The 12,962-nt window shown below is 34.6% G+C and carries 12 protein-coding genes and 2 other annotated features; of the genes, 11 read left to right on the top strand and 1 reads right to left on the bottom strand.

Annotated features, from left to right (window positions below; genetic code table 11):
- The first annotated feature begins 46 nt into the window (after window positions 1–46).
- The 4 genes from KPL75_RS23730 to KPL75_RS23745 all read left to right on the top strand — a co-directional run bounded on the left by KPL75_RS23730 (window position 47) and on the right by KPL75_RS23745 (window position 3,080).
- Window positions 47–718 (top strand): O-methyltransferase, encoded by a 672-nt coding sequence (locus tag KPL75_RS23730; protein WP_219918017.1) that lies wholly within the window; start codon window positions 47–49, stop codon window positions 716–718.
- A gap of 133 nt (window positions 719–851) precedes the next feature.
- A complete protein-coding gene (locus tag KPL75_RS23735; protein ID WP_219918018.1) occupies window positions 852–1,724 on the top strand; it encodes an aminoglycoside 6-adenylyltransferase in 873 nt (290 codons plus the stop codon).
- Window positions 1,725–1,842: 118 nt separating this feature from the next.
- Window positions 1,843–2,670: a peptidoglycan-N-acetylglucosamine deacetylase gene (locus KPL75_RS23740; RefSeq protein WP_219918019.1), complete on the top strand. Its 828-nt coding sequence runs from the start codon at window positions 1,843–1,845 to the stop codon at window positions 2,668–2,670.
- Between the two features lie 71 nt (window positions 2,671–2,741).
- On the top strand, window positions 2,742–3,080 hold the full coding sequence (locus KPL75_RS23745) for an SdpI family protein (RefSeq protein WP_219921155.1): 339 nt from the start codon (window positions 2,742–2,744) through the stop codon (window positions 3,078–3,080).
- 53 nt (window positions 3,081–3,133) lie between these two features.
- Here the strand turns inward: KPL75_RS23745 and KPL75_RS23750 are convergent, their stop codons facing one another.
- A complete protein-coding gene (locus tag KPL75_RS23750; protein ID WP_219918020.1) occupies window positions 3,134–3,742 on the bottom strand; it encodes an NUDIX hydrolase in 609 nt (202 codons plus the stop codon).
- An 81-nt stretch (window positions 3,743–3,823) separates the two neighbouring features.
- Between KPL75_RS23750 and KPL75_RS23755 the strand changes: the two genes are divergently transcribed.
- The 7 genes from KPL75_RS23755 (at window position 3,824) to KPL75_RS23785 (ending at window position 12,860) form a co-directional block, all read left to right on the top strand.
- The gene (locus KPL75_RS23755) at window positions 3,824–4,462 is read left to right on the top strand and encodes a pyridoxamine 5'-phosphate oxidase family protein (RefSeq protein ID WP_219918021.1); all 639 of its coding nucleotides are present in this window, start codon (window positions 3,824–3,826) and stop codon (window positions 4,460–4,462) included.
- Window positions 4,463–4,696: 234 nt separating this feature from the next.
- Window positions 4,697–4,928: a binding site (T-box leader), on the top strand.
- A gap of 115 nt (window positions 4,929–5,043) precedes the next feature.
- Window positions 5,044–5,275 (top strand) — a binding site (T-box leader).
- Between the two features lie 153 nt (window positions 5,276–5,428).
- On the top strand, window positions 5,429–6,724 hold the full coding sequence (locus KPL75_RS23760; RefSeq protein ID WP_219918022.1) for a homoserine dehydrogenase: 1,296 nt from the start codon (window positions 5,429–5,431) through the stop codon (window positions 6,722–6,724).
- The gene (gene thrC / locus KPL75_RS23765; RefSeq protein ID WP_219918023.1) at window positions 6,717–7,775 is read left to right on the top strand and encodes a threonine synthase; all 1,059 of its coding nucleotides are present in this window, start codon (window positions 6,717–6,719) and stop codon (window positions 7,773–7,775) included. The genes KPL75_RS23760 and thrC overlap by 8 nt, the downstream gene beginning before the upstream one ends.
- Window positions 7,772–8,665: a homoserine kinase gene (thrB, locus tag KPL75_RS23770; protein WP_219918024.1), complete on the top strand. Its 894-nt coding sequence runs from the start codon at window positions 7,772–7,774 to the stop codon at window positions 8,663–8,665. The genes thrC and thrB overlap by 4 nt, the downstream gene beginning before the upstream one ends.
- A gap of 110 nt (window positions 8,666–8,775) precedes the next feature.
- Window positions 8,776–8,988: a DUF6366 family protein gene (locus KPL75_RS23775; protein WP_219918025.1), complete on the top strand. Its 213-nt coding sequence runs from the start codon at window positions 8,776–8,778 to the stop codon at window positions 8,986–8,988.
- 215 nt (window positions 8,989–9,203) lie between these two features.
- Entirely contained in the window at window positions 9,204–11,507 is a 2,304-nt protein-coding gene (locus KPL75_RS23780) for a glycoside hydrolase (RefSeq protein ID WP_219918026.1), read from the top strand.
- A gap of 345 nt (window positions 11,508–11,852) precedes the next feature.
- Window positions 11,853–12,860 carry an LCP family protein gene (locus KPL75_RS23785; protein WP_170930130.1) on the top strand — a complete coding sequence of 336 codons (1,008 nt, stop codon included), beginning with the start codon at window positions 11,853–11,855 and terminating at the stop codon, window positions 12,858–12,860.
- The last annotated feature ends 102 nt before the right edge of the window (window positions 12,861–12,962 follow it).

A 12,962-nucleotide genomic window follows, 5' to 3' on the forward strand; every position in this document is an offset into this window, starting at 1 on the left:
GTGAATGGTAGAAAAGTATTAAAAAATTAAAGGGGATGGTATTTTCATGAGTACGATTGAGAAATGGACGGCTGTTGATCAATATATAAGTGATGTATTAATACCGAAAGATTCTATATTAGAAGAAGTTCTTCAAGCAAATGCTTCAGCTAATTTGCCGGCGTATGATGTATCGCCAACTCAAGGGAAGTTTTTACAACTATTAGTACAAATTCAAGGAGCTCGTAACATTTTAGAGATTGGTACTTTAGGTGGATATAGCACGATATGGCTTGCAAGAGCATTGCCATCTGGAGGACGAATTGTTACATTAGAAGCAAGTGAAAAGCATGCTGAAATTGCACGTAGCAATATTGAGCATGCCAATTTGAATGATAGAATTGAAATACGAGTAGGATTAGCGTTAGATTCTTTAAAACAAATAGAAAATGAGAAGTATGAACCATTTGATTTTATTTTCATAGATGCTGATAAACAAAATAACCCTGCTTATTTTGAATGGGCACTGAAACTATCACGCCCTGGTACTGTAATTATTGGGGATAACGTAGTACGTGAAGGAGAAGTTATTGACAATACTAGTAATGACCCTCGTGTACAAGGCATACGCCGTTTCTATGAGCTAATAGCTGCGGAGCCTCGTGTAAGTGCTACAGCGCTTCAAACTGTCGGAAGTAAAGGGTATGATAGATTTGTAATGGCAGTCGTAAAAGAGTGATGTAAGGAGGTAAAAGGGATGAAAAAGAAGTTTCAAAAATTATAACATGTATTGTGTGCAACGCAGTTAGCTCGTGGACCTCCAACATACATAACAATATAAGTTTATATAAAAAATTGGAGGTTAGGAATAGATGAGAACTGAAAAAGAAATGCTAGACTTAATTATAAATACAGCAAAAGAGGATGAAAGAATTCGAGCAGTCATCATGAATGGATCACGTGTAAATCCAAATGTGAAAAAAGACTGTTTTCAAGATTATGATATTATGTATGTTGTAAAAGATATACAATCTTTTACGTCTAATCATAATTGGATTCATAGATTTGGAGAAATAATGATTGTCCAAATGCCGGAAGAAATGTCGTTACTTCCAGCTGATGAAGACGGGAAATTTCCGTATTTAATGCAGTTCATGGATGGAAACCGGATTGATTTAATGCTAGTTCCAGTGGATTTAATAAATAAATTTATTGGGCAGGATAGTTTAAGTAAATTACTACTGGATAAAGACAATTGTATTGGCGAGTTTGCACCAGCAAATGATAATGATTACATGATAAAAAAGCCGACAGAAAAAGAGTTTTTGGATTGCTGTAATGAATTTTGGTGGTGCAGTACAAATGTAGGGAAAGGGTTATGGAGAGAGGAACTTTCATATGTGAAAGGGATGCTTGAAGGCCCTGTACGAGATATGTTGGTTGTAATGCTAGAGTGGCATATTGGTATGAAAACAAATTTTACAGTGAATACCGGAAAGTTTGGTAAGCATTTCGAGCAATATTTTGAAAAAGATATGTGGGAGCAATTTAGAAAGACATTTTCAAATGCAGAATATGAAAATATATGGCAGTCATTCTTTGTAATGGGAGATCTATTTAGAGAAGTTGCGAACGAAATTGCTAACGCTTATGGATATCAATACCCGCAAGGTGATGATGACAGTGTGACAAGTTATTTAAAACATGTGAAAGTTTTGTCGAAAGATAGTACATCGATTTATTAATTTTGTAAAGCAGTAAGGCTGTCCTAATTATGGACAGTCTTATTTTTGTTCATGAATAACAATTTCTCTAACAAAGTGCAGATGAATCACATATGAAATTTTAGGGAGGTTTTTAATCATGTATTATTTTTATTCGTCAGAAATGTTTGCTCCATATCAATGGGGACTAGAACGAGATGTTTCGTATGCCTACATGCCATATAACTCATTTTATTATGGAGACTATATAAGCTCATTGCCATACGCATATATCCCTCACAACTATGAAGTACAAATGAAAGTTGATGAGCGTGGATCGTGGACACCATTTTCGTGGGTCGAAAAATATGCGTACGCATTTTCAGGACCATACAATAAAGCAGAAGTAGCTCTTACATTTGATGATGGACCAGATTTAGTATTTACTCCAAAAATTTTAGATAAGTTAAAACAACATAATGTGAAAGCTACATTCTTCTTGCTTGGTGAAAATGCAGAAAAGTTTCCGAATGTAGTAAAGCGTATTGCGAATGAAGGGCATGTAATTGGCAATCATACGTATAGCCATCCGAATTTAGCGAAAGTAACTGATGCTGAGTACCGTAATCAAATTGTAAAAACAGAAGAAATATTAAATCATTTAGCTGGTTATGCACCGAAATTTATTCGTCCACCGTACGGTGAAATACTTGAAAATCAATTGAAGTGGGCAACAGAGCAAAATTTTATGATTGTACAGTGGAGTGTTGATACAGTTGATTGGAAAGGCGTAAGCGCTGATACGATTACAAATAATGTGTTAGGGAACTCATTTCCTGGCAGTGTCATCCTTCAGCATTCAACACCAGGTGGGCATTTACAAGGATCTGTAGATGCACTAGACAAAATAATTCCGCAGTTAAAAACGAAAGGGGCACGTTTTGTAACACTTCCAAGCATGTTTCAGACATCGAAAGAAAGAAATTGAATATGTTATAAATTGGAAATGATAGGGTTGTGTCGTATAATGAGAGGGTGAGTTAGGGGGGGATATAATTGATTGATGCACTAGTAAACATAGGAATGAGCATATTGATTGGTGTTATATTTATACTTGCTGCACTTATACTTCAAAAAAATCCACCGACAGATATTAACGCGGCATATGGTTATCGTACGAAGCGATCTATGAAAAATAAGGAACTATGGGATGCGGGTAATAGGTATAGTGCAGAAGTGATGAAACAAAATGGTTTCATCATGATGTTAATCGGAAGTGTTATTAGTATACTGTTTAGATATCCGCATACAATGATAGCGGTTATGATTGTTATGCTGTTGTTAATTATTCGCTTATTTATAAAAGTAGAGAAAAGGTTGAAGCTCCTTGAACAATGATGATAAATAAAATAGGACTCCCCGGATATTATAAGCTAGGGGTCCTATTTTATTTATAAACTATTATTTTTTAGCAATTCTTTTCCTTGTTCTACAACAAATTCATAATATTCAAGATCATATGAATAAATATCTTCAAATGTTATCGTTATCGGATTACTGTTTAAAACAGAAGTAGTCGTTATAGATGAAATATCTTTTTTTAGTAGTTGTAGAAAAGAAGTTGCATGTACTTTCATCACATCGTCTACTTCTTCACCTGGTGCAAATAGAAGTGGTTGCATTACGTTGTGAAAATACATATGACAAAACTCACGATCAGTAAGGCTTGAAATTTCATAATCTATTTTATAGATTCCTTTGTATGCTAAATCAGTAGTTTGAAAGGAAAGCCCCAATTCTTCCTCAACTTCACGAAGGCCGCCAATTTTTACATCTTCATCATGCATAATATGTCCAGCTGAAGTAATATCCCATATACCCGGAGCCTCTTTTTTATTTTTAGAGCGTAATTGGAAATATAAGAACATATCTTCATCATCTTTTTCTACAAACCAGCAATGAAAGGTTTCGTGCCAATCACCGTCACGATGCACTTCATCACGTAATTTCTTTCCAAGTGTATTTTTTTCAGAATCAAATATCGTTAACCACTCTGTCATTTTAATTCCCCTTTCTGCAAATTTTATTATACAATATTCGTATTGAATTTTGGGAAAATAAAGAAAAAGGAGTGATTAATAGTGGGGATAGAAAATAGGGAAATAAAATCGATTATTTCAACAGAGGAAGAATTAAGACAAATATTGGGGCAACCAAGTGAGCGAGCTTTGAAAAAAGTTATTTCATCACTAGACCACCATTGCATAGATTTTCTGTCTAAATCTCCTTTTTTAGTAGTAGCTACTGCAAATAAATTAGGAGAGTGTGATGCTTCGCCAAGAGGGGATGCACCTGGATTTGTATATGTATTGAATAAAAATAAAATTATCATTCCGGAAAGGCCGGGCAATCGTCGTATAGACTCAATTTTAAATATTATTTCAAATCCGCACGTAGGGTTAATCTTTTTTATTCCTGGTCTTGGGGAAACACTCCGAATAAACGGTAAAGCATATATTACAAACGATAAAGAAATTTTGAAAGAGATGCAGGCGAATGGACGCAATCCGTTACTTGGAATTGTTGTTGAAATAGAAGAATGCTACATTCATTGTGCAAAAGCTTTTATTCGTTCTAAGATGTGGGATCCAGAGTCATGGTTAAATACAAAAGAGTTACCTTCTGCTGCAAAAATGTTACTGGAGCATGCGAAAGTGAATGCTACAGAAGAAGATGCTGCACGTTCTTTAGAAGAAAGTTATAAGAAAAGATTATATTAAAAATTCTTTATTAATATAATTTTAAAAGATGGAGATCTACTCATTTTAGAATGGGGTATTTATATATGAACCGCTGATTTACAAGTTGAAAAATTACAAAATAGGTAAATGGAGCGGCCGTTGTAAAATATTATTGTGAAATACAATAAAAAAACACATTGAAAATAGTTAGTAAAAATAGGCTTGCTTTTTAAAAATTTGATAACTATAATAAGTTAACAAATAGACATGAACGAAAAAGTAATGACAAGGACACGAAATCATTTTTACGGTTTACAGAGAGGGAAGCCAAGGGTGCAAGCTTCCTAACACGAGAAATGGTTTTACCACCTTTGAACTTCAATAGTGAACGAGTAATCTAGTAATTATTGACGGTATCAGCCGTTATCTGAACTTGAGCAATCTAGAAGGAAATAAGTCTAGGTTGGAACAAGGGTGGAACCACGAAAACACATTCGTCCCTTTCCTAGGGATGAGTGTATTTTTTTATATCATTTAAGATTGAAAATTTAAAATAATTAAAAAATGGTATTGATTTTGTGTTTTATGCGAGTATAATGAGTTAACAAATATATATGAACGAAAAAGTAACGATAAGGACATGAGAACATTTTTACGGTTTACAGAGAGGGAAGCCAAGGCTGTGAGCTTCCTAACACGAAAAATGATCTTACCACCTTTGAACTTCAATAGTGAACGAGTAATCTAGTAATTATTGACGGTATCAGCCGTTATCTGAACTTGAGCAATCTAGAAGGAAATAAGTCTAGGTTGGAACAAGGGTGGAACCACGAAAACACATTCGTCCCTTTCCTAGGGATGAGTGTGTTTTTTATTATTTTGAAGGGAGGTGCTGTAACATGAAACGATTTGTACGTACGGAAATAACCACCACCTGCACGGGAAAATGGCAGAGCAAGGTGATTGATAGAAGCGAAAAATAAAATTCTAGGAGGAGATTAGAAGATGAATAATGTTATTAATGTTGGGGTATTAGGTTTAGGTACGGTCGGAAGTGGTGTTGTTCATATTTTGAAGGAACATTATAAAAAAATCGCTCTTGATACAGGATATGAAGTGAAAGTAAAGACAGTCGTTGTACGTGATTTGGAAAAAGAACGTGATGTTTGTATTGATGGAATCGTAGTAACAAGTAATGTCGATGAAGTTCTAAATGATTCAAATATTGATATTGTAGTAGAGGTAATGGGCGGAATTGAAGAAGCAAAACAGCATATTATTAAGGCTTTACAAAACAAGAAGCATGTCGTAACAGCAAATAAAGATTTAATGGCTGTATATGGTGCAGAACTTCTCCAATTAGCGAACGAAAATGATTGTGATTTATGTTATGAGGCGAGTGTAGCAGGTGGTATTCCGGTGTTAAGGGGATTAACAGACGGATTAGCTTCAGATCAAATTGAAAAAATAATGGGAATTGTAAATGGAACAACAAATTATATGTTAACAAAGATGAGTCAAAAAGGCTGGTCTTATGAGGAGGCTTTACAGGAAGCACAAAAATTAGGCTTTGCAGAATCAGATCCAACAGCAGATGTAGATGGGCTAGATGCGGCGAGAAAGGTAGCGATCCTTGCGAACTTAGGTTTTTCGATGAATGTTTCTTTAGATGATGTGCAAGTAAGAGGGATTCGAAAGGTTGAAAAAGAAGATTTACAAATGGCTGAAAAATTAGGATTTACTATGAAATTAATTGGTAAAGCAGAGAAACAAGGGTCAGCCATTCATTTAAGTGTAGAACCGACTTTATTACCAAGTCATCATCCGTTATCGAATGTAAATAATGAATTTAATGCTGTGTATGTTCACGGTCAAGCAGTAGGAGAAGTGATGTTTTACGGACCTGGAGCTGGGAAGTTACCGACTGGTTCTGCTGTAGTAAGTGATATTATTTCAATTGTTAAAAATATGAATCAAGTTCCGAAAAATAAAAGTGTGTTAAAAGAACCAGAGCCGTACGAATTACAAGGAGATGAAGAAGTAGTTTCGAAATATTTCTTACGTATTTCATTACGAGATGAGCCTGGGATGTTGCAAAAAATAACAGAATGTTTCGTTATTTATTCTGTAAGTTTAAAAGAGGTTATCCAATTACCTTTGAATCGTGAACTTGCAGAAGTCGTTGTTGTGACACATCACACTTCAAAATATCAATTCGAACGAGTTTTAGGAGCGATAGAAGCTGTCGCAAGTGAAATAAACAGCTACTACATTATTGAGGAGGAAAAACAATATGTATAAAGGATTATTAAACCAGTATGCTTCTTATTTACCAGTGAATGAAAACACACCTGATGTTAGCTTAATGGAAGGGAACACACCTCTTATTCCATTATTAAATATATCAAAACAATTAGGGATTCAGTTATACGGTAAATATGAAGGAGCGAATCCGACTGGTTCTTTTAAAGACCGTGGCATGGTAATGGCCGTTGCAAAGGCGAAAGAAGAAGGTTCTGAGGCAATCATTTGTGCATCAACAGGTAATACATCGGCAGCGGCTGCAGCATATGCGGCACGCCTCGGAATGAAATGTATTATCGTAATCCCGGAAGGAAAGATTGCGCATGGAAAATTAGCGCAAGCAGTCGCTTATGGAGCTGAAATCATTTCAATAGAAGGGAATTTTGATGATGCACTTAAGGTTGTAAGAAACATTGCTGCGGAAGAGCCGATTACATTAGTAAACTCAGTGAATCCGTACCGAATTGAAGGGCAAAAAACAGCAGCGTTTGAAATTTGTGACCAGTTGCAAAAAGCGCCAGATGTTCTCGCTATTCCTGTTGGGAATGCAGGGAATATTACAGCATACTGGAAAGGGTTCTGTGAATATGAGAAAGAAAAAGGCTATAAGAAGCCAAGAATTCATGGCTTTGAAGCGGAAGGAGCAGCTGCAATTGTAAAAGGACATGTAATTGAAGAACCTGAAACAATTGCAACAGCGATTCGCATCGGTAATCCAGCAAGTTGGTCGTATGCAGTAGAGGCAGCCGAACAGTCTAATGGTGAAATAGATATGGTGTCAGATGAGGAAATATTACATGCGTATAGATTATTAGCAAAAACGGAAGGGGTTTTCGCTGAGCCAGGATCAAATGCTTCATTAGCGGGGGTAATTAAACATGTTCAATCTGGAAAAATCAAAAAGGGAGAAACAGTTGTTGCAGTATTAACTGGAAACGGTTTGAAAGATCCTGATATTGCTATTTCTTCTAATAAATTAGACATTGCAAGTGTTTCAAATAATATAGAACAAATTAAAGATCATATAAAAGGGGTGATTATGTCGTGATACCATTAAGCGTTCGTGTTCCTGCTAGTACAGCAAATGTTGGACCAGGATTTGATTCTGTTGGAATAGCTTTGTCATTATATTTAGAAGTGAGTGTAAAGGGAGAAGCTGATAAGTGGCAAGTTATACATTCCTTTGACGATTCAATTCCAAAAGATGATAAAAATTTAATTGTTAGCACGGCATGTAAAGTATGTCCTTCTTTATCACCCCATATAATAGAAGTTACTAGTAATATTCCACTGACAAGAGGGCTAGGAAGTAGCGCATCAGCGATTGTAGCAGGAATAGAGCTTGCGAATCAACTTGGAAATTTACATTTAACAACTAATCAAAAAGTCCAAATTGCTACAAATTTTGAAGGACACCCAGATAATGTTGCTGCTTCTATTCTAGGTGGGACTGTAATCGGAGCACTTGATGGAAAGAATGTTTCGGTCGTAAGAATTGAAAGTAAGGAATTAGGCGTAATTTCTCTTATTCCGAATGAAGAGCTAAATACGGATGAAAGTCGATCTGTATTACCAGAGATGTTTCCGTTTCATGAAGCGGTTAAGGCTAGTGCGATAAGTAACGTATTAGTAGCTGCGTTATGCCAAAAGAAGTGGGAAGTTGTAGGTGAAATGATGGAAAGAGATCATTTCCACGAGCCATATCGTTTAGAACTTGTACCGTTATTACCATCAATTCGTAAATGTGCAAAAGAATTCGGAGCCTATGGAACAGCACTTAGTGGTGCGGGACCATCCATTTTTATTTTAACTCCGTATGAGAAGCGTCAAGAAATTGCTGAGCAATTAGCGAGAGTATTTACAGCTATGAAAGTATATGAGCTTGAAATTGATCATAAAGGGATTACTGTAAATAAGGAAGAACGTATTGGATTATAAAAAGAGCTAGCATCGCTAGCTTTTTTATGTTGCAAATATATTTTAAATCAGCATATAAAATGAATATTGTATAATTCAGTAAAGAGCGTATTAATTTTGGAGGTGATTATATGAGTTCAAAAGAGTCACCAGAAGAAAAAAGAGAACACATAAGACAAAGTGAGTTGAAAAATAGCCCTACCGGTTCTTTGAATGATGGGCTCAATAGAGCGGAATCAGGTAGCCCTGTTGATATGACAGGGGGCATGAATTGGAAAGGTACAGGGATATTAATTTTAGTGCTAGTTTTAGGATATATTATATACACTTACTTTTTCAGTTAAGGAAGGCTTGTTAAAACTTTGATTTATTTGGTTTCATAATTAGTGAGAAAGAAAAAACACAGTTATTGTATTACATATCTTCTAAGCGGGTTATAGTTGTTCATATAAATTTATTTTTAATACTCCAAATAGAGCTAGCGTTATGCTAGCTCTATTATTTTTTGCCACATTCCTGTAACAAAGCACCTGTATATTCAGTGGTGGAGGTGCAGAAGATGAAAAAAATGATAGCGATATGTCTTCTTACTACTATGTCATTTTCGACTTTAGTCGGGTGTGATGTAAAAGGTAATAATGCTTTACAAGAGTCTAAAATAAAGAAAGCGACGTATAAAGATTTTACGTACGATGTAAATCCAGAGACTTTCACGTTAACTGTAGAACATGATGGTGTAAAAGAACAGGCATCACAACCGTTACCGAAAATGAAGGTGTCGAATTTAAAAAAAGACAAGGATCGCACATCGTGGGAATATCCAGATCAAAAAGTAAAAGTAAACTTAGAAAAGAAAAAAGAGCACTTAAATATTGAAGTGGAATCGACTGGTGCAGAAAGTTTTACATGGCCGAAAGTACAAGCTGAAAATTATACACTTCCGTTATGGGAAGGTAAGCAAATTCCAAGTAATGATGAGAATTGGAAGAAGTTTTTAAAGGATGATGCATATTCATTTGCTGAATCATTTTCTATGAAGTTTTTTGCATTAAATGGTTCTAAATATTCGATCGTATATATTGCGAATAATATGTTTAATAATGAATTGAAATTTCATTCAGATCCGAAAATAGGGTTTGATTTTACACATGAATTCCCGAGTATAAATAAAAATAAAACATATGGCTTTCAATTATATGTGACAAATAATGATGCAGTAAGTATCGCAAAACTATACAAGGACAATATTATTGAAAAAGGTGAATTTAAAACATTACAAGAGAAGGCAAGAAAAAATAAAGAAATTGAAAAACTTTACGGTGCAGGTCATTTTTATTTTTGGAATCAAAATGGTTTATCAGAAAGTAATGTAAATTGGCCAAAGCTAAGGGAGCAAATAAATAGCCCGGTGTTTAGCCATATAAAAGAGCTTATTCAAAAGAATAGTTCAGAGCCTGGGGAATTGAATGTATTTGAGCAGGTGAGTAAACAAGACTTTATCGATAAGTATCAAAAAAATGTTATTTTACGCTATACAAACGAAGTATTATCTATGAAGGAATTGTATAAAGAGGATATTTTCCCGAAAGTTGATCAGGAAGCTAGTGTGTTAGTAAAGAAAGGTGTAGATCACTTATCGAAGACAGAGCTGTATAGCTTAAATAAACATTTACTAAAGTCAGTACTCGGTGATGCAGTTGAAGAAGTAAGTAAATGGGGTAATGCAGATGGAACGGATATTATAAAGGAAATGAAAGAGGCCGGGATAGACAAGGCGTGGATTGGTCTACCGAACTGGGAACAAGGATATATGCAACCTAATTTTGTTACAGAAGCTAAGAAAATGGGATATTTAGTTGGTCCGTATGATTCTTATCATTCCATTCACGAAAAAGGTGATAAAAATTGGAACACAGCTTCCTTTAATGATCCATCATTATACGAAGAGGCTACTGTAACTAAGAAAAATGGAGAAAAGGTACAAGGGTTTTTAGGTAGAGGGCGAAAATTAAATCCGACATTATCACTTCCTAGTGTAAAAGAACGAATGAACGATATATTACAAAATGGCCCTAAATATAATTCATGGTTTATTGATTGTGACGCGACGGGCGAAATTTATGATGATTATTCAACAAAACATTTAACGACACAAGAACAAGATTTACAAGCAAGATTAAAACGAATGGATTATATTGCACAAGAAAAAGGTATGGTAGTTGGCTCTGAGGGCGGAAATGATTTTGCGAGTAGTACGATTGCATTTGCTCATGGAATTGAAACACCTGTAATTAAATGGGACGATGAAGATATGAGGAAAAACAAAACAAGCCCGTATTATGTAGGTGGATATTGGTCACCAAATCAAAATGTTCCCGAAAAATATGCAAAACAAGTACCGTTGAAAGAAGAATATAAACAAGTATATTTAAATCCAGTATATTCGGTACCATTATATAAATTAGTATACAACGATTCCGTTATTACAACGCACCATTGGGAATGGGGAAGTTTGAAGGTGAAAGATGAAGTTGGAAATCGTATGTTATATGAGTTATTGTATAATGTTCCTCCGTTGTACCATTTAGATGAAGTAGAGTGGAATAAGCATAAAAAAGAAATTACACAGCATCTGAAAGTTTGGAATGAAGTTCATGAAAAAGCAGTAAAAGAAGAAATGACGAACTTTGTATATCTGTCAGAAGATAAGCTAGTACAATCTGCTTCATATGGAAAAGATATTAAAATTATTGTGAATTTTTCAAATAAAGATGTAGAAATAGAAAAAACGAAAATACAAGCAAAATCAGCTTTAATTAATAATAATGGGAAGCAAATGATATACACACCAAATGAGAAATAATAAGGTGAAACTTTAATCAGTGGGGGTGTTCATCTCCCACTGATTATTAGCCTTTAATCGAGCTTTTACGGCAAAAATTTGACTTTTTATTCTTACTGAAATTCGAGCCTCTTACTACCTGTAAATAACAGAATGGTAAATCTGTGAATTTGAATGTTTTGAAGTGTTAAATTTTTGAAGTTGATAAACAGTGACTTGCCAAAAATAAGCACGAGAGTATAATGTGAAATGGAATACATATTGGATTCATGATGTAACCTTACAAAAATGTAAGGTGATTGAAAGGAAATTCAATATGAAGATTACTAGACATACATTATACTAGGAAAAGAGAAAGAGAGGAGAATGAACATGAGCTCTGAATTAGAACAAAACACGAGAAGCAATAAAAAACGTTCTAAACGAAAGTCAATAAAATGGTTCATTTTAATTCCATTTTTCCTACTTATTTTTGGAGGAGTAGGATATGGATCGTTTATATATAACAAAGCAAAAGCTGTTGTAAGTGATGCGTATGCAAAAATTGATAAGTCATCAAAGCGTGATAAAGAAGTTGAACCTTTAAAGGATAATATTTCAATATTAATCATGGGTGTAGACGGAAGTGAAATGAGAAAAAGCCAATACGGCGAAGCAGTTCGGACAGATGCACTTTTATTAGCGACAATTAATAAAGATGATAAGTCAGTTAAATTAGTAAGTATTCCACGTGATTCACGTGTTTATATTCCATCTAGAAAAAAATTAGATAAAATTACACACGCACACGTATTTGGTGGTGTTGAAAGTACACGAGATACAGTGGAACGATTTTTAAATGTTCCAGTTGATTATTATGTGAAGTTTAACTTCGAGTCATTTGTACAAATTGTAGATTCGCTTGGTGGTATTGATATTGATGTACCGGTTACTTTCACAGAACAAGATAGTAAAGACCAAGCAGGTATGATCCATTTAGAAAAAGGTTTCCAACATTTAAATGGAGAGCAAGCACTTGCACTTGCGAGAACGCGTAAAATTGACAGTGATACAATGCGTGGTCAAAGACAACAACTTGTAATTGAAGCAATTGCGAAAAAAGCAATGTCTGTTCAATCTATTAGTAAAATGGGCTCTTTACTTGATGCAGTTGATAAAAATATGAAAACAAATTTAACATTTGATGATATGCTTGCTATTACGAAAAATATGGCAGGATCAGATCTGCAAATGGAAAAGATGCAAATAGAAGGAACGGATAAACGTATTGGTGGTATTTATTATTACATTCCAAACGAAAAAAATGTAAAAGATATTTCAAATAAGTTGAATCAACATCTAGGTGTAACGCCAAAATCAGTTCGAAACGAATAGTAAAAAAGATTGGCGGAGGCCAATCTTTTTTTATGGAAATTGATTTGTAACTATTCTGTAACGATTTTTTATTCTAGAAAAATTATACTCATATGTATGAGA

It is taken from the genome of Bacillus sp. NP247, assembly GCF_018966865.1.
In the GTDB taxonomy this organism is placed as follows: Bacteria; Bacillota; Bacilli; order Bacillales; family Bacillaceae_G; genus Bacillus_A.